This window comes from Azospirillum sp. HJ39 (assembly GCF_041507355.1).
Classification (GTDB): Bacteria; Pseudomonadota; Alphaproteobacteria; order Azospirillales; family Azospirillaceae; genus Azospirillum; species Azospirillum thiophilum.
Genome location: NZ_CP167911.1, coordinates 1102087 through 1122760 on the forward strand (window position 1 = coordinate 1102087; position 20674 = coordinate 1122760).

Consider the following 20674-nt stretch of genomic DNA (forward strand, 5'->3'; position numbering starts at 1 on the left):
CTTCCGGGCGGACAAGCCTCGCCATGGCCGAACGGAACATCGGCGGTTCGCCATATCGCCAGCCCCCGATTATCGGCGCTATAAACGGAGCATCCCGTTTCCGGTGGTAAGGCGATATGATGACACGGCTTTTGACGCTCCTCTGGGTGCTGGTGGCGATGGCCGTCGCGGCCGGTCCGGTCCGGGCCGACTACACACCGCCGGGGGCGCTGTCCGACGCCACCGCCTACGCCAACGGCCTGCTGCTGAAGTCGCCGCCGCAGCCCAAGCCCCAGGTCATCGCCGACCTGCTGAAGCAGGCGCGCGCCGCCCGCGACCGCAAGGACATGGCCGGCGCCATCCAGAATTACGAGAAGGCGGTCACCCAGGGCGGCGGCTCGCCCTCGCTGTGGCTGGAGCTGAGCTCCGCCTGGATGGCTGCGACTCCGCCCAACCGCGACCGCGCGCTGCAGAGCGCGGTGATGGCCGGCCAGTTCAACCCGAAGGACGAGGAGCGCGTCGCCATCCTCTGGCGCCTCGCCACCCTGATGGACGAGGCGTTCGGCAAGCCCGACGAGGCGGTGAAGGCGCTGGCCTCGATCCGCGAGCTGGCGCCGAAGCTGGAGGCGGCGACGCTCGACACCCAGGCGCCCAAGCTGGAGGAGCGCTTTGCCGCCATGCGCCGCAAGGCCGGGCTGGCGCTGACGGCCGTCAACGTCAACCCGGAGGGCAGCAGCCCGCGCGCCTGCTTCCAGTTCTCCGCCCCGCTGAGCAACAGGCAGGGCGTGCGCTTCGACGATTACGTCCGGGTCGAGCCGCCGACCAAGACCGCCATCGAGGTGCGCGGGAACAACCTGTGCCTGCGCGGCGTCAGCCACGGCAACGGCTACACCGTCACCCTGCGCCAGGGCCTGCCGGGCGAGGACGGGGTGGCGCTGAAGGCCGACGAGACGCAGCGGCTGCGGGTGCCCGACCGGCCGTCGATGGCGGCCTTCCGCGGTTCCGCCTACATCCTGCCGCGCACCGGCAGCGACGGCATCCCGGTGGTCAGCGTCAACACCGACCGGCTCGACGTGGCGGTCTACCGCATCGCCGACCGGGCGCTGGTGTCGAACAAGTATGACGGCAGCATCTTCAGCGAGCTGACCGGCTATTCCGCCGAGCGGCTGGCCGAGGAGAATGGCGAGCAGGTGTGGAAAGGCTCGCTGGACGTCAAGGGCGAGCGCAACCGCGACGTCACCGCCGCGATCCCCTTCCGGCAGGCGGTGGGCGACGATCCGAAGCCCGGCCTCTATGTCGTCACCGCCCGTCCGCAAGACCTCGAGGAGGCGGATCGCTGGGAGGCGCTGGCGACGCAATGGGTGCTGCTGTCCGACATCGGGCTGACCAGCGTCCGCGGCGCCGACGGGCTGACCGTCTTCGCCCGCTCCTTCGGCACGGCCAAGCCGCTTCCGGGGGTGGAGGTGGCGCTGGTCGCCCGCAACAATTCCGAGCTGGCCCGCGTCAAGACCGACGAGTTCGGCCGCGCCCGCTTCGCGCCCGGCCTGCTGAAGACCGGCGGCAACGCGCCCGAGATGGCGATGGCCTATCTCGGCACCGATTTCGCCATGCAGGATCTGACCGGCGCCGCCTTCGACCTCAGCGACCGCGGGGTCGGCGGGCGTCCGGCGCCCGGGCCGATGGATGCCTTCGTCTATGCCGACCGCGGCGTCTACCGCCAGGGCGAGACGGTCAACCTGTCGATCCTGCTGCGCGACGACAAGACCGAGGCGGTGGAGGATTTCCCGCTGACGGTGAAGATCATGCGCCCCAGCGGCACCGAATATTACAGCGGCGCGCTGAAGGGCCGCGAGGCCGGCGGCTTCTTCCTGCCGCTGACCCTGACCCGCACCGCGCCGCTCGGCGGCTGGGAGGTGCTGGTCTACAGCGATCCCAAGGGCGAGCCGATCGGCCGCGGCGAGTTCCAGGTCGAGGATTTCGTGCCGATCAAGCTGGCGCTCGAGCTGACGGCCGGCGCGCCGATCCTGGTGCCGGGCCAGCCCTTCGAGGTGACGGCCGAGGGCCGCTTCCTCTACGGCCCGCCCGCCGCCGGGCTGGACGGCACCGCCGAGGTGGCGCTGAAGACCGACCCGATGCCCTATCCGGCCTTCAAGGACTATCGCTTCGGCCGGCTGCAGGACAACCCGACCGAGCGGCTCGACCCGCTGGAATTCCCGACCACCGACGACAAGGGCGTGTCGCGCATCGCCGTGACCCTGCCCGAGGTGCCCGACACCAGCAAGCCGCTGCGTGCCGACATCCGCGTCACCCTGTCGGAGCCGGGCGGGCGCCCGGTTCGCAAGTCGGTGTCGGTGCCGGTGCGGCCGAAGACCCATGCGCTGGGATTGCGCCCGCGCTTCTCCGATGGGCGCATCGGCGAGGGGAGCGAGGCCGCCTTCGATCTGGTCGCCGTGGCGCCGGACGGCAGCGCCATCGCCAAGCCCGGCATCAAGTGGGAACTGGTCGAGGAGCGGGTGTCCTTCGTCTGGTACCGCCGCGACGGCCGCTACAGCTACAGCGCCACGGTGCGCGACGTGCCGCTGGCCTCGGGCAGCGTCGATGTCGGGGCCGACAAGCCGGCGGAGGTCGCGCTCGGCAAGCGCGAGTTCGGCCGCTACCGGCTGGAGGTGACGGACAGGGCGGCGGGTGTCGCCAGCTCCTACCGCTTCCATTCCGGCTGGGCGAGCGGCGACGACACCGCCAGCATTCCCGACAAGCTGGAGGTCTCGACCGACCGGCAATCCTACAAGCCGGGCGAGACCGCCCGCATCCGCGTGGCGCCGCCCTTCGCCGGCGAGCTGCTGGTGACGGTGGCGACCGACCGCATCTTCGACGTGCGCACCCTGTCGGTCCCGGCCGGCGGCACCACGGTCGAGATCCCGGTGGATGCCGGCTGGGGTCCGGGCGCCTACGTCACCGCCACCGCCTACCGCCCGCCGGTCAAGGGGCGGGAACGCCAGCCGGTGCGGGCGATGGGCGTCGCCTGGGTCGGCATCGACCCGTCGGTGCGCACGCTCGACGTGGCGCTCGACGCGCCGCAGGTGCTGCGCCCGCGCAGCCGGCTGGAGGTCGGCGTCAAGGTGGCTGCCGCCAGCGGCGGTTCTCTTGAAGACACCTATGTCACGCTGGCCGCGGTGGACGAGGGCATCCTGCGGCTGACCGATTTCGCCAGCCCGCAGCCGGAGAAGCACTATTTCGGCAAGCGCCGGCTGGGGCTGGACATCCGAGACGATTACGGCCGGCTGATCGACCCGCTGGACGGCCCCTATGGCGCCATGCGCCAGGGCGGCGATTCCAGCGGCGCCGGCCTGCCGGTGGTGCCCTTCACCGTGGTGTCGCTGTTCCAGGGGCCGGTCAAGGTCGGGGCCGACGGCACTGCCCGCATCGGCTTCGACGTGCCCGACTTCAACGGCGAGCTGCGGTTGATGGCGGTCGCCTACAGCCGCGGCCGGGTCGGCTCGGCGGCCGGCCCGGTGACGGTGCGCGACCCGCTGGTCGCCGACGCGATCTTCCCGCGCTTCCTCGCCCCCGGCGACGACAGCCGGGTGACGCTGTCGCTGCACAATGTCGAGGCGGCGGCCGGCACCTACGACGTCGCCGTCACCGCGCAGGACGCGGTGTCGGTGGAGGGCGGCAGCCTGTCGGTGCCGCTGGCCAAGGGCGAGCGCAAGACCCTGGTGGTGCCGCTGAAGGGCGTCGCCGCCGGCATCGGCCATGTCACCGTCGCGGTGAAGGGGCCGGAAAACCTGGCGCTGAGCCACGAGTACGGCATCACCGTCCGTCCGGCCCGCTCGGTGGAGACACAGTTCGTCACCCGCCAGATCGCGCCGGGCGACAGCGTCCGCTTCGACGGGGCCGACCTCGCCGCCTATCTGCCGGGGACGACCAGCTGGTCGGCCAGCTTCACCACCGCGCCGCCCTTCGATGTCGGCGGTATCCTGCGGGCGCTCGACCGCTATCCGTTCGGCTGCCTGGAGCAGACGGTCAGCCGCGCGTGGCCGCTGCTGTCGGTGCGCGACGTGGAACTGGCGCTGGGCCGGGACCGCAAGCCCGACGACGGGCTGGAGCTGCGGGTCCAGCAGGCGATCTCGCGCACGATGGACAAGCAGCGCTTCGACGGCGCCTTCGGGCTGTGGGGCGCGCATGACGAGGCCGACGGCTGGCTCAGCGCCTACGCCACCGAGTTCCTGGTGCGCGCCAAGCAGAAGGGCGAGGCGGTGCCGGACAAGCCGCTGGCCGACGCGCTGTCCTGGCTGCGCCAGCGCGCCATCTCCAGCGCGTCCGAGCCGGGGGAGCTGGCGGTGCGCGCCTATGCCCTGCACACGCTGGCGCTTGCCGGGGTGTCGCTGCCGGGGCCGGCGCGCTACCTGCACGACACCGCGCTGGAGAAGCTGCCGACCCCGCTGGCCAAGGGGCAGCTCGGCGCTGCGCTCGCCCGCATGGGCGACCGGGAGCGGGCGGCCAGCGCCTTCGACAGCGCGGTCGGCCATCTGGCGCGCGAGGACTGGCACGTCGATTACGGCTCCACCGTCCGCGACGCCGCGGCGCTGGTGGTGCTGATGACCGAGGTCGACATGGCCGGCAACCGCATCCCGGCCCTGATCGACCGGCTGCCGGCCTCGGCCACCGCCGCCAACCGCACCAACACCCAGGAGAAGGCGTGGTCGGTGCTGGCCGCCGACGCGCTGCTGCGCGGGGCGCCGGCCAAGGTCGAGGTGACGCTGGGCGGCACCCGGCGCGACGGGTCGCGGGTCGACCTGACCCCGACGCTCGCGCAGCTGAAGGCCGGCATTCCGGTCGCCAACTCGGGCAAGGCGGCGGTGTGGCAGGCGGTGTCGCTGTCCGGCGTGCCGGTGGCGCCGCAGCCGGCGGCGCGCGAGGGACTGCGCATCAAGCGCAACTTCTTCACCCGCAAGGGCGAGGTGCTGAACCTCGACACCATCAGGCAGAACGACGTGTTCGTCGTCGTGCTGGAGGGCGAGGCCAACACCAAGCTGTTCCATCAGGGCATCGTGACCCACGCGCTGCCGGCCGGCTGGGAGATCGAGAACGCGAAGCTGGGCGGCGGCACCCCGGAGGAGATGCAGTGGCTGGGCGAGCTCAGCTACACCCGGACCAGCGAGGCGCGCGACGACCGCTATGTCGCCGCGGTCGACCTGACCGAGGAGCAGCAGAGCTTCAAGCTGGCCTTCCTGGTCCGCGCCATCACCCCCGGCACCTACGAGCTGCCGGGAGCGACCATGGAGGACATGTACAAGCCGCGCTTCTTCGCCCGCCAGACCACCGGGCGGATCACGGTCCATCCGGCGGAGTGACGATTGGGGCGGAGGTGGGTGAAGCGGCCCTGGGGACGGCGGCTGGGAGTCGCGGCGGCGGGTCTCGCCCTGCTGGGCGGGATGGCGCTGGCGCTCGACCGGCTGTTCCCGCCGCCGCTCGACCGGCTGGCCGACCTGTCGGTGAGCGTCACCGACCGCAAGGGCCAGCCGCTGCGCGTCTTCACCAACGGGGCGGGGGCGTGGCGGCTGCCGGCGACGGTGGACGACGTGTCGCCGCTGTTCGTCGAGCTGCTGCTGGCCTATGAGGACCGCCGGTTCGAGAGCCATGCCGGCGTCGATCCGCTGGCGGTGCTGCGGGCCGCCGCGCAGAATCTCGGCGCCGGCCGGGTGGTGTCCGGCGCCTCGACCATCACCATGCAGGTCGCCCGCCTGCTGGAGCCGCGGCCGCGCACCCTGGGCGCCAAGCTGGTCGAGGCGCTGCGGGCGGCGCAGCTGGAATGGCGCTACACCAAGCGCGACATCCTCGGCATGTATCTGACGCTGGCCCCTTATGGCGGCAACATCGAGGGGATCCGCGCCGCCTCGCTGATGCTGCTGGGCAAGCCGCCCATCGAGCTCGACGCGGCGGAGGCGGCGCTGCTGGTGTCGCTGCCGCAATCGCCGTCGCGCCTGCGTCCCGACCGCTATCCGGAGCGGGCGCGGGCGGCGCGCGACAAGGTGCTGGACCGGGTGGCGGAGGCCGGCGCGCTGCCGCCCAAGGCGGTGGCCGAAGCCAAGACCGAGCCGGTGCCGGCGGCGCGGCTGGCCCAGCCGGCCTCGGCCCCGCATCTGGCCGACCGGCTGCGCCATGCCCATCCCGGCCGGGCGGTGATCGCCAGCACCATCGACGGCACCCTGCAGCAGGCGGTGGAGGCGCTGGCCCGGCGGACGGCGGAGACGCTGAACCCGCGGGCCGGGCTGGCGGTGCTGGTGGTCGACAACCGCGACCGCTCGGTGCTGGCCTATCTCGGCAGCCCCGACGCGCTGGACGAGACGCGGCAGGGACCGATCGACATGGTGCGGGCGGTGCGCTCGCCGGGGTCGGCGCTGAAGCCCTTCATCTACGGGCTCGGCTTCGACGACGGCATCATCCATCCGCTGACCCAGATCGCCGACGTGTCGACCCGTTTCGGCGACTGGGCGCCGCGCAACTTCGACCGCAGCTTCACCGGCGACCTGACGGTGATGGAGGCGCTGCAACGCTCGCTGAACGTGCCGGCGGTGCTGGTGCTCGACCGCGTCGGGCCGCTGCGCTTCTCCGAGGCGCTGCGGCGGGCCGGTGCCCGGCTGGTGCTGCCGCGCGGCTCCCTGCTGCCGGGGCTGCCGGTGGCGCTGGGCGGGGCGTCGGTCAGCCTGTGGGACATCACGATGCTCTACAGTGGGCTGGCGCGCGACGGGGTGGTCGCGCCGCTGCGCGCGGTGATGGGGGAGGGCGAGGGCGGCGGGGAGGAGCGCCGGCTGCTGTCCGCCAGCGCGGCGCAGCAGGTGCGGGCGATCCTGGAAGGGTCGCCGCCGCCGCCGGGGGTGGTGCAGGTGCAGGAGCTGCGCGGCGCCGGGCCGGTGGCGTTGAAGACCGGCACCAGCTATGGCTTCCGCGACGCCTGGGCCTTCGGCGTGACCGGGCGCTACACGGTGGGCGTCTGGGTCGGCCGGCCGGACGGCACGCCCAGCCCCGACCATTACGGACGAAACACCGCGGCGCCGCTGCTGTTCGAGCTGTTCGACCGGCTGCCCGCCGACCGCGGCAGGCCCGCCGGCCCGATCCGCAACGAGACGCCGCCCGAGCTGCTGCGGCGGCTGCGGCCGGGCGAGGTCGAACTGGCCGGGCCGCGCCAGACCGACCGGCTGCGCCTGACCTTCCCGGTCAGCGACATGGTGCTGGAGGCGTTGGGGCCGGACGGCAAGGGCGAGCCGATGACCCTGGCGGCCAGCGGCGGGCGGCGCCCGCTGTCCTGGCTGATCGACGGGCGGCGGATCGCCCGGTCGGCCATCGCGCGCGAGGTGGTGTGGCGTCCCGAGGGGCCGGGTGTGGTGCGCGTCACCGTCCTGGACGCCGACGGCCGCAGCGACAGCGCGACCGTCGAAATTCGGTAGGCCGAGATACGGTAGGGGGGAGGGATTACGACGCGCGGCGGCGCCCGAACGGGGTGTCCTCGCGCTGGCTCCATGCCCGCGTGCGCACCCTCATCTGCTTCTGGCAATCGACCGAGCAGTAGAGCGGCGCCGGTCCCCGCATCGACGGGCGGACGAAGGGACGGCCGCAGCAGGCGCAATGCAGCTGGCGGGTCGCGGTGTGCGGGGGGTGGGCTTGACGGCTTGCGGCGGACATGACGTAGGGTTCTGCTGGTTTCGAGTGAGCGCCAATATAGGGGCGGACTGTTTCAGTTCCATGTTCGGGAAAACGCCTAGGGCCGAATGGGTAGCTGCCCTGTGCGACGGTTGGAGGCGGTTGACCGGACCGGACGAAGGGCCTATCTGGAAAGACTGGTGAACCGGCAGGAGCCTTGCAGGTGCCGTTGCGCTTTGCCGAGCGGATGCGGGGACTGAGGATCGGCATCGGGGCCCCGGTCCTGTTGCTGGGCCTGATTCTGTGCCTCATTCCTGGCTTTGCGCTGTGGTCCGGCACCGCGTCCGCCGCCTGTCCGCATGGGGAGCCGGGCGCCGCGGTTTCGGTGCCGGCCGATGCGCTGTCGACCGACATGGCGCCCTCCGATGCGGGGCACAGCCTCTCCGCGCCGTCGCATGGCCGGCATGCTCAGGACAAGCATCACAAGGCGGTGCCGTCCTGCTGCACCGGGATGGCCTGCGCCTCTATGCATGCCGGGTTGCCGGCAGGCGGTGCGGCGGTGCCGGTGCGGCCGGCGCGGGCGTCGCTGCCCTGGGCGGCGGTGCTGCTGCGCGAGGGGCTGGGCCTGCGCCCGGACCTGCCGCCGCCGCGACTGGGGTGAGGCATCAGCCGCCGGCCTCGTGACGGTGCCGGGCGGCGTCCGAACCCGTCCAAACCAGTCGATTTTCCGGGGTCCATCATGACTCTCTCGCTTTCGCGCCGCCGTCTGCTGTCGACGGCGGTTGCCGGCGGCTGTGCCGCCCTGCTTCCCGCCCTTCCCCGATCCGTCCTGGCCGCCGCTCCACCTGCGGGAGCGCCGGTCCGGCTGACCGTCGACCGCCGCACGCTGGAGGTGAACGGCAAGCCGGCGAGCGTGTTCGGCATCCGCCGGCCCGACGGTGCACCGGGCCTGTTCCTCGACCCGGGGGAGCGCTTCCTGGTCGATCTCGCCAACCGGGCCGGGGAGGACACCGTCATCCACTGGCACGGCCAGACCCCGCCCTATGCCCAGGACGGCGTCGCCGACATGAACCGGCCGGCGATCCGCGACGGCGCGTCGGCCGGCTACGACTTCGCGCCGCGCCCCGGCACCCACTGGATGCACTCGCACCACGGCTTGCAGGAACAGCTGCTGATGGCCGCCCCGCTGGTGGTGCGGACGGAGGAGGACCGCCGCGCCGACGAGCAGGAGGTGACGATCCTGCTGCATGACTTCAGCTTCCGCGACCCGGCCGACCTGCTGGCATCGCTGACCGGATCGGCCGGCGGCATGGCGCATGGCGGCCATGGCGGCATGGATCATGGACAGATGGACCACGGCAAGATGGACCACGGCCAGATGAACCACGGCTCGCCGGGCATGGCGGGCGGCATGGCGATGGACCTGAACGACGTCGAGTACGACGCCTATCTCGCCAACGACCGCACCCTCGGCGATCCGGAGGTGGTGCGGGTCGAACGCGGCGGGCGGGTGCGGCTGCGGGTGATCAACGGCGCCACCTCCACCGCCTTCCACCTAGACCTCGGGCGGCTGGAGGGGCAGGTGGTGGCGGCCGACGGCAACCCGGTGCAGCCGGTGGCGGGCAGCCGCTTCGGCATCAGCATGGGGCAGCGGCTCGACATCCGCCTGACCCTGCCGGCCGGCGGCGGCGCCTTTCCCATCCTGGCATTGCGCGAGGGGGCGGTGGAGCGCACCGGCCTTATCCTCGCCACCCCCGGCGCCGCGGTGGAGCGGGTGGCGGAGCGGGGGGAGGTGGCGACCGATGCGCTCGACCTGTCGCTGGAAGGGCGGCTGGCCGCCGTCGCGCCGCCGTCAACCCGCAAGGCCGATCTGGTCCAGCGGGTCAGGTTGACCGGAGGAATGGCGCCCTATGTCTGGAGCCTGGACGACCGGACCTTCGGCATGCACCGGCCGGTGCAGGTGAGGTCCGGCCAGCGGGTGGAACTGACCTTCGAGAACGCCTCGATGATGGCGCACCCGATGCACTTGCACGGCCATCATTTCCAGGTGGTGGCGATCGACGGCCGGCCGGTGGCGGGCGCCGTGCGCGACACCGTGCTGGTGCCGACGATGGCGAGCGTGACCGTCGCCTTCGATGCCGACAACCCCGGCCGCTGGCCTCTGCACTGCCACAACCTGCTGCACATGGCGACGGGGATGATGACCGAGCTGGTCTATGACGGGTTCGCCTGAGGCGGCGGGCCGTCCCCGTCAGTAATGCGGCGGCGGGCGGTCATCCTGGGGGGAGGCGATGGCGTATTCCGTCGCCTCCAGCCGGTCGCCCATCCGGCGGATCTGGGCGGTCAGCCGGTCGATCAACCGGCCCTGGGCGAAGAGAACCTCCGACATCTCCTCCGCCATGCGCTCATGGTGGGCGAGGCGGCTTTCGAGGTCGGTCAGACGCTGTTCGAGGGCGGGATCCATTGGGGCACCGGCAATAAGGGGGCAGGGGGGCGGGAAAGGGCGGCAAGATGGACCATTAACCGGTCCGGGTCGAGCGGCCTTTCCCGTCCACCCTTCCACCCATCCGCCCTTTGCGGGTCAGGCCATCGCGCTGGCCCCGGCCAGCCAGCCCGACAGGCAGGTCAGCGCCAGGACGGTCAGGCCGGCCAGCCGCAGGGTCAGCGGCGCCATCGCCAGCCCGCCCATAATCTTGGGATTGCGCAGCAACAGCAGCATCGGGATCAGGATGAAGGGCAGGGTCAGCGCCAGCACCACCTGGCTCAGCACCAGCAGCCCGTCCACCGCACCGTCACCGGAGGCGCCCAGCACAACCAGCGCCGGAACCAGCGAGGCGCTGCGGGTGATCAGCGCGCGGGTGATCGGGCGCAGCCGCAGGTTCAGGAAGCCCTCCGTCACCATCTGGCCGGCCATGGTGCCGGTGGTGGTGGAGCTCTGGCCGGCGGCCAGCAGGGCGATGGCGAAGAGCAGGGCGGCGACCCCGCCGATGCTGCCCGCCAGCAGGGCATGGGCATCCTCGATGCCGGGGGCGGCGTCGGCCGCCACACCCTGGACGGCCCCCTGGAAGGCGACCGCGGCGACCGCCAGGATCGCGCCGTTGACCAGACCGGCCAGCGCCAGCGCGCTCGACAGATCGATGGTCAGCCAGCGGGCGGCCTGCCGGCGCTCCGCCTCCGTCCCGATCCCGGCCAGCCGCTCCCGCACCAGACCGGAATGCAGGAACAGGTTGTGCGGCATGACGGTGGCGCCGATGATGCCCAGCGACAGATACAGCATCTCCGGATTGCGGGCCATCTCGATGCCGGGCACCAGACCGGCCAGCAGGGCGGCCGGGTCGGGCCGGGCGACCGCCAGCTCCCAGGCGAAGCAGACCACGACCACGCTCATCAGCGCGCCGACCACCAGCTCCGGGGCACGGCCGCGGGCGCCCGGCAGGGCCAGGATGCCGAAGGTCAGCACGGCGGAGATCACCACGCCCGCCATGATCGGGATGCCGAACAGCAGCTTCAGCGCGATGGCGCTGCCCAGCAGCTCGGCCAGATCGGTGGCGACCATCGCCAATTCCGACACCGCCCACACCGTCATCGCCACCGGGCGGGGGAAGCGGTTGCGGATCAGCCGGGCCAAGTCGGTGCCGGTCGCCAGCGTCAGCCGGACGATCAGCCCTTGCAGGAAGATGCCGGCGAGGCTGGCGATCAGCACCGCCGACAGCAGCGCGAAACCGAAGCTGGAGCCCGCCGCGATGTCGGTCGCCCAGTTGCCGGGGTCCATGTAGCCGACCGCGACGACGAAGCCGGGGCCGAGCATGGTCCAGAAGCGCCGCCCCCGCAGCGGAGCGGCCGGGCGGACGCTGTCGGGGATGGAGGCGGCGGCGATGGTGGGGAATGCGGTCTTCACGCCGGTTGCTCCTGAACGGTCCCGATCCCGGCCATGGGCTTGGCCGGTGATACGAGAATGGCAGGCCCTTTCGATAGCGTCCAATCGGCAGATTCAAAGATTGCGATAGGGCTGGGCTATCGATGAGGCGGGCTTGCCGGAAGAGGGTCCGTTCAGAACAGTGGAGGAGACGGTTCGTTCGCAGTGCAGCAAACGATTGGTGGATCAGCGCCGGCGCGGGCCGAAGCGTTTGCGCGGCGCACCGCGGAAGCCGGCGGCGGGCGGCGGTTCGCGGCGGCGGGCGCGGGAGGCGAGGGCTTCGGACAGGCGTTGGCCGATGCCGTCGCGCACCGCGCGCACCCGGTCGCGGTCGGGCAGGGCGTCGGGGAACTTGCGCGATGCCCAGAAATAGAGGTCGCAGGCGCGCGATGCCGCTTCCAGCACCTCGGCGGCCAGCCCGTCGAGCCGCGCCGGGACCAGCCGGCCGAGCGGCAGCGCCTCCCCCGTCTCCACCGCGTCGAGGATGGCGGCGAAGATCTTCGTGTCCTCCGGCTCCTCCAGGTCGGCGGGGGCGAGCAGCAGCTCCAGCTTGGCGGCGAGATCGAGCCGGCGGGCGTCCAGCATCGGCGCGGCGCGGCGCAGCGCCGACAGGTCGGCCAGCCGGAAGGGGGAGCCGGCGGTCGCAGCGCTGGCGAAGCATTCCACCAGCAGCCGGGCCTCGGCGCTGTCGATGTGGCTGGCGAGGCGGGCCAGCATGGCGCGGGTCGGGCGGACGGGCAGGGGGGCGTCGGCGTGCAGGCGGCGGTCGGGCGCTTCCAGCAGGCGCTTCAACGCGGCGGGGGTGCCGCGGGCGATGACGCCGAAATGCCCCTCCTCGAACTGGCCGAAGCGGCCGGCGCGGCCGGCGATCTGCTTGACCTCGGTCGCGGTCAGCGGGCGGACGGCGCTGCCGTCGAACTTCTCCAGCGCGGTGAACAGGACGCGGCGGCAGGGCAGGTTCAGCCCCATGCCGATGGCGTCGGTCGCCACCACCACATCGGCCTCGCCGGCCAGGAAGCGCGCCGCCTCGCGCCGCCGCACCGCCGGGGCCAGCGCGCCGTAGATGGCGGCGACCGACAGCCCCTGGGCCAGCAGCGTGTCGCGGACGCTGTGGACCTCGCGGCGGGAAAAGGCGATCAGCGCATCGCCACGCTCCACCTCCGGCCAATCGAGCCGGCGGTCGAGCATCGACAGCGGGGTCTTGCGCTCCAGCTCCACCACCTCCAGCGGCTCGCCGAGATGGGCCGCGGCACGCTCGACCAGCGGGCGGACCTCGGGCGCGCCGAGGATATAGACGGTCTCGGCCGGGACGCCCATCAGGGCGGCGGTCCAGGCCCAGCCGCGCGCCGGGTCGGCCAGCATCTGGATCTCGTCGATCACCGCCACCTCGACCGGCCGGTCGGGATCCATGATCTCGATGGTGGAGGCGGTGTGGCGGGCGCCGGGGGTGCGGATCTCCTCCTCGCCGGTGACGAGGGTGGCGGGGGTGCCCTCGGCGTTCAACCGCTCCATCACCTCCAGCGCCAGCAGGCGCAGCGGCGCCAGATAGACGCCGTCGCGCGCCTCGCGCAGCGCGGTGATGGCGCGGTGGGTCTTGCCGGAATTGGTCGGGCCGATCACCAGCACCAGCCGGCGGTTCATGCCGCGCGCCACCGGGAACAGCCGCTCGAAGCGCGAGAAGTCGAAATGGCGGTCGACATAGGCGCGGCCGCGCGCCTCCGCCCGCTCGCGCCGCCACTGGTCGTACTCGCGGCCCCAGCGCTCCAGCAGCTCGTCGGCGTCGCCGCGGTTGCGGGCGGCCTTGCCCAGCCGCTCGGCGAGGCTGGCGAAGCCCCAGTCCGGACCGTCGCCCGCCCGCCCGGCCAGATCGCGCAGGCGGGCGGCGACGCGGGACAGCGCATCGTCGAGCGCCGTGCGCAATGCCGGGTCGTGGTCGAGCCGGGCGGCAAGCTCGGCATCGGACAGGTCCGACAGCTCCAGCGCGTCGAAGGTCCGCGAAACCTGGAGCCGGACCGCAGGCGACAGGCCGGGCCAGGGCAGGTCGTCGCCGCGCACGGCGCGCACGCGGGTCCGGTCCTCGCAGGACAGGAGCGCGGTGTGGCCGCCGGCCAGCGCGCGGCGCCCCTGGGCCAGCAGGGCGTCGCGGCGCTGCGCCCGGTCGACGCGGCCGGAGAGTTCCAGCAGGATGGCCTGCCGCCGCTCCGCCGGGACCAGCAGGTCGCGCTTGCCCTTGGGCAGCGGCAGGCCGAGCGGCACCAGCCCGCGCGCCTCGGCGTCGGTCATCCGCAGGATGCCGGCGGCCCCCAGCGTCGTCACCTCTGGATGGGAAACGGCGAGGTCGTGGACCAGATGCGGGTCCATCGGCACGCCCGGCTCGAGGTCGGGGGGCAGGGAGGACGTCTCGTCGGTCATGCGGGGTCCAGTGCGGCTTGGCCGGAGGCGATGTGGTGCAGCACGATGCCGCTGGTCGTCGCCACGTTGAGGGAATCGAAGCCGCCGGCCATCGGGATGCGCACGCTGCGGGCGCGGGCCAGCAAGGCCGGCGGCAGGCCCGGCCCCTCCGACCCGAACAGCAGGGCGGCGCGGCGCGGCGGGGTCAAGGCGGCCAGCGTCTCGGTGCCGGCCGGGCTGAGCGCCACCGCCTCGAACCCGAAGCGGTCGAGCAGGACGAGCGGATCCTCGCCCGCCGCCAGCCGGGCGGTCGGCACCAGCAGCGTCGCCCCGACCGACACCCGGATCGCCTTGCGGTAGAGCGGGTCGCAGCAGCCGGCATCGAGGATCACCGCATCGGCGCCGAAGGCGGCGGCGTTGCGGAAGATGCCACCCATGTTGTCGTGATTGCCGATGCCGAACAGCATCGCCACGCGGGCGACGGGGCCGCAGGACTCGAGCAGATCCGCGGCGGTCGGGATGGCGGTCTTCTCGCCCAGCGCCAGGATGCCACGGTGCAGCGGGAAGCCGGCGATGCGGTCGAGCACCGGCTGCGAGGCGGTATAGACCGGGGTGCCTGGCGGCAACTGAGCCAGCATCGGCTCCAGCGCCTCGACGCGCTTGCCGGCCAGCAGCAGCGAGCGGGCGCGGTAGCGGGTGGAGGCGACGAGGCTGCGCACCACCACCGCCCCTTCGGCGATGAACAGCCCGTCGCGGCCGACGAGATCGCGTTCGCGCACGTCGCGGTACGGCTCGATTCGCGGGTCGTCGGGGTCGTCGATGGGGATGATCTGGGGCAAGGCGGGCGGCTCGGCATTTTGGATCTGCGCCTGTGTAGTGCATATGGGCGCGGCTTTCCAACGGCACGAGCCTTTTCCTGCCCGGCGGGTGGGGCGGGACGGAGGGCTCGCGGGGCCGGCCGATGGGCATAGCCCCCTTGCGGGAGTCTTAGGCTCCGCTCATGTTGCGTTGCAGCAAACATGTTCAGGGACGTGCCGACCATGACCATGATCCGCAGGCTATGGAACCGGGTGTGCCGCAGGCGCGAGCCCATCCGGCGCGAGGAGGCGCTGGAGGCGCTGGAGTTGCCGGCGCCCGAGCCGCTCCTGGCACTGCCGCCGCCGCGCCCGACGCTGGCGCTGGCGTTGCAGGGCGGCGGGGCGCATGGCGCCTTCACCTGGGGCGTGCTCGACCGGCTGCTGGAGGAGGATATCCGGCTGGTCGGGGTCAGCGGCGCCAGCGCTGGGGCAATGAACGCGGCGATGCTGGCGCAGGGTTGGGCAAGGGGCCGGATAGGGGGCGGCCCGCTGGGAGCGCGGGAGGGCGCGCGGGCCGAGCTGGCGAATTTCTGGGAGCGGGTGAGCGCCGCCGGGCGGCTCGGGCCGATCCGGCCGAGCCTGGCCGACCGGCTGCTCGGGCGCTGGAACGTCGACCATGCGCCGGGATCGCATCTGGTGGACTGGGCGCGGCGCTGGATCACCCCCTATCAGACGCAATCCGCCGGCTTCCATCCGCTGCGCGGCCTGCTGGCCGAACTGGTCGAGCCGGAGCTGATCCGGCAGGCCGGCCTGCGGCTGTTCGTCAGTGCCACCAATGTGCGGACCGGGGCGCTGCGGCTGTTCGACGAGGAGGAGGTCGGGGTCGACCATCTGCTGGCCTCCGCCTGCCTGCCGCACCTGTTCCGCGCGGTGCGGATCGACGGGCAGGACTATTGGGACGGCGGCTATCTCGCCAACCCGCCGCTGTCGCCGCTGGTGGAAGCCTGTCCCGGCGCCGACCTGCTGGTGGTGGCGATCAACCCGCTGACCTGCGCCGTCACCCCGGAGGATCCGGCCGGCATCGCCGCCCGGCTGAACCAGATCACCTTCAACGCCGCCCTGCTGCAGGAGATGCGCAGCCTGTCGGCCCGCGGTGGCGGCAACGGTGGCGGCAACGGCGGCGGCCCGCGCCTGCACCTGATCGATGCGGATGAGCATCTGCAGGATCTGGGCCTCTATTCCAAGCTGATGACCGACTGGTCCTTCCTGAACTGGCTGCGCGACGCCGGCCGCGAGGCGGCGGGGCGCTGGGTGGCCGACAACCTGCAGGCGGTGGGGAGGGAAAGCTCCGCCCGGTCGCCCGCGCTGGCCTGATGCCCGCTCACTCCGCCGGGTGGCGGTGCGCCGCGTCGGGATCGCCGTGGGCGAACCGTCGCTTCAGCCACCGCGACAGGCCGTCGAGATAGGTCAGCGCCACCGGCACCACCAGCAAGGTCAGGATGGTGGAGGACAGCAGCCCGCCGATCACCGCATGCGCCATGGGCGCGCGCTGCTGCGCGCCCTCGCCGATGCCGAGCGCCAGCGGCACCATGCCGCAGATCATCGCCGCGGTGGTCATCACGATGGGGCGCAGGCGGATGATGCCGGCCTCGACCAGCGCCTCGTTCAGGCCGGCGCCGCGGCGCTGCGCCTGGTTGGCGAAATCGACCAGCAGGATGGCGTTCTTGGTCACCAGCCCCATCAGCATGATGAAGCCAATGGCGCTGAAGATGTTCAGCGTCGATCCCGCCACCAGCAGCCCGAGGAAGACGCCGACCAGCGACAGCGGCAGCGAGGCCATGATGGCGAGCGGCTGCAGGAAGCTGCCGAACTGGGAGGCGAGGATCAGGTAGATCAGGATCACCGCCAGTGCCAACGCCTGCATGGCGTAGCCGCTGGTCTCGGCGATGTCCTTGGTCGAGCCGCCGAAGACGATGCGGTAGCCGGGCGGCAGCTCGATCTTCGCCAATGCCGCCTGGAGGTCGCGGCCGCCGTCGCCGGCGGCGCGGCCCTGGACGTTGGCCTGGACATTGACCTCGCGCTGCAGGTCGCGGCGGTTGATCTGCGAGGCGCCGAGCGTCGTCGTCACCTCCGCCACCTGGGACAGCGGGATCATCCGCGGCGTGCCGTTGGCGTCGACCCCGCCCGAGAAGTGGATGCGGTCGAGGTCGGCGCGGCCGGCCCGGTCGCCTTCCGGCAGGCGGACCAGCACGTCGTAGCTCTCGCCGTCCGGCGCCTTCCAGCTCGACACCGTGTCGCCGGCGAACAGGGGGCGCAGCGTGTCCGCCACCTTGGCGGTGCCGATGCCGAGATCGCTGGCGAGGTCGCGTTCCAGCCGCACCGCCAAGGTCGGCTTGGCCGCCTTCAGCGAGCTGTCGATGTCGACGAAGCCGGGGATGGCGCGCATCGCGCCGGTGACCTTCTGCGACAGCCGGTCCAGCTCGGCGATGTCGCGGCCCTGGACCGACACCTGGATCTGCTTCTGCACCCCGCCGACACCGGGAATCGCGATGCCGACGGTGACGCCGGGGATGGCGGCGAGGCGCTGGCGCAGCAGCGGCGCGAGGTCGTTGGGCGAGCGTTTGCGCCGGTCGATCGGGGTGTAGCGCAGATAGACGCTGCCACGGTTGTGGCCGACCGAGACGCCGGTGTTGACGGTGGCGTAGGTGTAGGCGATCTCAGGGAATTCGCGGATCGCGACCTCCACCTGCCGGACCTTGGCCGCGGTGGCGGCGAGCGAGGAGCCGACCGGCGTCTCCACCTCGACGATCTGTTCGCCGAGGTCGGCGGCGGGCACGAACTCCACGCCGATGCGCGGCACCAGCAGGAAGCTGCCGAGGAAGATCGCCAGCGCCGCCAGCATCACCAGCCAGCGCCGCCGCAGGCCCCAGCGCAGCAGCCGGCCATAGCCGTGCGACAGGGCGTCGAAGCCGCGCCCGAAAGCGGCGGCGAAGCGGCCGAACACCGAGCGGCCGTGCCTGCCATGCGCCGCCGGGTCGTACCAGATGCTGGACAGCATCGGGTCGAGGGTGAAGGACACGAACAGCGAGATCAGCACCGCGGCCGAGACGGTGATGCCGAATTGCAGGAAGAAGCGGCCGATGATGCCGCCCATGAAGGCGACCGGCAGGAACACCGCGACGATGGTCAGGGTGGTCGCCAGCACCGCCAGCCCGATCTCCGCCGTGCCGTCGAGCGCCGCCTGCCGGTGGCCCCGGCCGCGGGCGAGATGGCGCATGATGTTCTCGCGGACGACGATGGCGTCGTCGATCAGGATGCCGATGGCGAGCGACAGCGCCATCAGCGTCATCATGTTCAAGGTGAAGCCCATCACCGCCAGCATGCCGAAGGTGCCGAGCACGGCGACCGGCAGGGTCAGCGCGGTGATGACCGTGCTGCGCCAGGATCCCAGGAACAGCATGACGATCAGGATGGTCAGGATGCCGCCCTCGACCAGCGTCTCCTGCACGTTGTTCAGCGAGTTGGTGATGCCGCGCGAGCTGTCGCGCACCACCGCCAGCGTCACGTCGGGCGGCAGCGAGCCGTTGGTCCGCAAATCCTGGATGGCGCCGTGCAGACCGCGCGCGACCTCCACCGTGTTGGCGCCCTGGACCTTGACCACGTCGACCGCCAGCGCCGGGCTGCCGTTCAGCAGGGCCGCGGACTCCTGCTCCTCCTGGCCGTCGATCACCTCGGCGACCTGTCCCAGCCGCACCGGGCTGCCGCCGCGCCGGGCGACGATCAGGTCCAGCAGGTCGCGCGGGTTGCGCACGCGCCCCTCCACCTGCACCACGCGCTCGCGACCCTGGCCGCTGACGGTGCCGGCGGGGACGTCCTGGTTCTCGTTGGCGATGGTGGCGATGACCTCGTCGACGCCGACGCCCAGCGCCTCCAGCTTTTCCGGCAGCAGCCGGACCAGCACCTGCCGCTTCACCCCGCCGGCGATGGTGGCCTTGCCGACGCCGCGGACATTCTGCAGCCGCTTCAGGACGATCTGGTCGGTCAGCGTGGTGAGATCGCGCAAGCTGCGCAGCTCCGACGTCACCGCGATCGACAGGATCGGCTGGTCGTCGGGGTTGAAGCGGGTGATCTGCGGATCCTTCACCTCGTCGCGGAAGGCGGCGCGGATCGCCGACACCTTCTCGCGCACGTCCTGCAACGCCTGGACGGACGAGGTCTTCAACTCGAACTCGGCGATCACCACCGACTGCCCCTCGTAGGAGCGCGAGGTCAGCGTCTTGATGCCGGCGATGGTGTTGACCGCATCCTCGACCGGGCGGGTGATGTCGGTCTCCACCGTCTCCGGGCTGGCGCCGGGATAGGCGGTGCTGACCACCACGACCGGGAAATCGACGTCGGGAAACAGGTCGACGCCCAGCCGGTTGTAGGAGAACAGGCCGAGCACCATCAGCGCCACCATCATCATGGTGGCGAAGACCGGGTTGTCGACGCTGATGCGGGTGATCGGCATGGGGGCTTTTGTCCCGGTCGGGGGGCAGGAGGGATCAGGAACCGCTGACGGTGACGGCGCGGCCGGCGGTCAGGCCGGGCAGGTTGCCGGTGACCACGCGCTCGCCGGGTGCCAGCCCGTCGACCTGCACCAGATCGCCGCGCGCCCAGGACTCCAGCCGGGTGACCGGGCGGCGCAGGGTGCGGCCGTCGGCCACCGCCAGCACGAAATCGCCCCGGTCGTCATGGCGGATGGCGGCCGGGGGCACGGCGACGGCGTCGCTCGCTTCGGCCACCAGCACCTCGCCGGCGGCGAACATGCCGCCGCGAAGCGCCCCGTCGCGGTTGTCGACCGTCACATAGACTGTGATGGCGCGCGATCCCGCCCGCGCCATCGGGTTGATGCGGGCGACCCGGCCGGCGAAGACCCGCTCGCCGAAGCCCTCGACCCGCAGGCTGGCGGTCTGGCCGACGGCGAGCCGCGCCACCTGTCCGGCCGGGACGGTCGCCTCGACCTCGACCTGCGACAGGTCGACGATGGTGAACATGGCGGCGTTGACCGCCAGCGTCTCGCCGGGATTGACGGCGCGGGTGGCGACCATGCCGTCGATCGGGCTGAGCACCACCGCGTCGCGCAGCGCCTTGCGCGCCAGATCGACCTGGGCGGCCAGCGCGTCGGCCTGCGCCCGCTGGAAGCCGAAGCTGCTCTCGGCCTGATCGAGGCTGGTGTCGGAAACGATGTTGCTGCGGTTCAGGGTGCGGTTCTTGGCGAGCGTCTTCTCGGCCAGCACCAGCTGGGCGCGGGCGCCTTCCAGGTTGGCCTGCTTCTCATTGAGGCGGGCGGCGAGCTCCACCGTCTCGAAGCGGGCCAGCAGGTCGCCGCGGCGCACCGCCTGCCCCTCGCGCACCGGCACCTCGGCCAGCCGCGCCGCGACCTCCGCCTTCACCGCCGACTGTTCCATCGGCGTGACGGAGCCGCTGAGCCGCACCGTTTCCGTCAGGGTGCGCGGGACGACCGCCGTCACCTCCGCCGCCGCCAGCTCGACCGGACGGTCGGCGGCGGACACGGGCGGTGCGGCCGGCGGTGCGGGCGGGCGGCCGGACTGCCACAGCAGGGCGCCCCCGGCGACCAGCAGGGCCGGCAGCAGCCATCCGAGCCGGGCGGGCCAGCGCGACCGGCGCCGGCCGGCCGGCGGGGCCGATGCCGGTTCACCCGGCGCAGCCGGCGGCATCCCCTCCGCAGGGGAGGGGGACTGCGGCGGCTGCGTCGCCGGGGGAACGATCCGTTGCGGGGCGGTCATGGCTCTCGATCCAGTTCGGCCGATCCCGCCCGGCCTGCCTGTCCTGCTCGGTTGCTGGCAGGCGGTCGGGGGCGGGTGGTTGAGGGCGTGGCCGCGTCCCTCAATTAGGGGTGGGGTGAATGTTCCGTCAAGGTTCCCGTTGTCGCGCTTTGTGACAGGAT

12 protein-coding genes are annotated in these 20674 nt (G+C 72.4%); 5 read left to right on the forward strand and 7 right to left on the reverse strand.

From position 1 onward, the window contains the following. The first annotated feature begins 131 nt into the window (after positions 1–131). Together ABMY26_RS18570 and pbpC are read left to right on the forward strand one after the other, a co-directional pair. Entirely contained in the window at positions 132–5333 is a 5202-nt protein-coding gene (locus tag ABMY26_RS18570) for an MG2 domain-containing protein (RefSeq protein WP_372398655.1), read from the forward strand. Between the two features lie 18 nt (positions 5334–5351). After that, positions 5352–7427 (forward strand): penicillin-binding protein 1C, encoded by a 2076-nt coding sequence (gene pbpC, locus ABMY26_RS18575; protein ID WP_372398656.1) that lies wholly within the window; start codon positions 5352–5354, stop codon positions 7425–7427. Positions 7428–7452: 25 nt separating this feature from the next. Here the strand turns inward: pbpC and ABMY26_RS18580 are convergent, their stop codons facing one another. Continuing rightward, positions 7453–7662 (reverse strand): hypothetical protein, encoded by a 210-nt coding sequence (locus ABMY26_RS18580; RefSeq protein ID WP_372398657.1) that lies wholly within the window; start codon positions 7660–7662, stop codon positions 7453–7455. Between the two features lie 181 nt (positions 7663–7843). On the opposite strand from ABMY26_RS18580, the gene ABMY26_RS18585 reads away from it, so the two are divergent. Continuing rightward, positions 7844–8281: a hypothetical protein gene (locus ABMY26_RS18585; RefSeq protein ID WP_372398658.1), complete on the forward strand. Its 438-nt coding sequence runs from the start codon at positions 7844–7846 to the stop codon at positions 8279–8281. 78 nt (positions 8282–8359) lie between these two features. Continuing rightward, on the forward strand, positions 8360–9853 hold the full coding sequence (locus ABMY26_RS18590; protein ID WP_372398659.1) for a multicopper oxidase family protein: 1494 nt from the start codon (positions 8360–8362) through the stop codon (positions 9851–9853). Positions 9854–9871: 18 nt separating this feature from the next. On the opposite strand, the gene ABMY26_RS18595 is transcribed toward ABMY26_RS18590, so the two are convergent. From ABMY26_RS18595 to ABMY26_RS18610, 4 genes are all read right to left on the reverse strand, one after another. Next, positions 9872–10084: a SlyX family protein gene (locus tag ABMY26_RS18595; protein WP_372398660.1), complete on the reverse strand. Its 213-nt coding sequence runs from the start codon at positions 10082–10084 to the stop codon at positions 9872–9874. 117 nt (positions 10085–10201) lie between these two features. Further along, a complete protein-coding gene (locus ABMY26_RS18600; protein WP_372398661.1) occupies positions 10202–11518 on the reverse strand; it encodes an Nramp family divalent metal transporter in 1317 nt (438 codons plus the stop codon). Positions 11519–11722: 204 nt separating this feature from the next. After that, positions 11723–13948, reverse strand: a complete 2226-nt coding sequence (locus ABMY26_RS18605; protein ID WP_372398662.1) for a helicase-related protein — start codon at positions 13946–13948, stop codon at positions 11723–11725. Beyond that, positions 13945–14766, reverse strand: coding sequence for a TrmH family RNA methyltransferase (locus tag ABMY26_RS18610; RefSeq protein WP_372398663.1), 822 nt, complete (start codon positions 14764–14766; stop codon positions 13945–13947). The genes ABMY26_RS18605 and ABMY26_RS18610 overlap by 4 nt, the downstream gene beginning before the upstream one ends. A 201-nt stretch (positions 14767–14967) precedes the next feature. Here ABMY26_RS18610 and ABMY26_RS18615 point away from each other — a divergent pair, with 201 nt between their 5' ends. Next, complete coding sequence (locus tag ABMY26_RS18615; protein ID WP_372398664.1) at positions 14968–16098, forward strand: patatin-like phospholipase family protein; 1131 nt, start codon at positions 14968–14970, stop codon at positions 16096–16098. A gap of 7 nt (positions 16099–16105) precedes the next feature. Here ABMY26_RS18615 and ABMY26_RS18620 read toward each other — a convergent pair whose 3' ends face one another. Together ABMY26_RS18620 and ABMY26_RS18625 are read right to left on the reverse strand one after the other, a co-directional pair. Further along, complete coding sequence (locus ABMY26_RS18620) at positions 16106–19234, reverse strand: efflux RND transporter permease subunit (protein WP_372398665.1); 3129 nt, start codon at positions 19232–19234, stop codon at positions 16106–16108. A gap of 34 nt (positions 19235–19268) precedes the next feature. Next, positions 19269–20513 carry an efflux RND transporter periplasmic adaptor subunit gene (locus ABMY26_RS18625; RefSeq protein ID WP_372398666.1) on the reverse strand — a complete coding sequence of 415 codons (1245 nt, stop codon included), beginning with the start codon at positions 20511–20513 and terminating at the stop codon, positions 19269–19271. Positions 20514–20674: the final 161 nt, after the last annotated feature.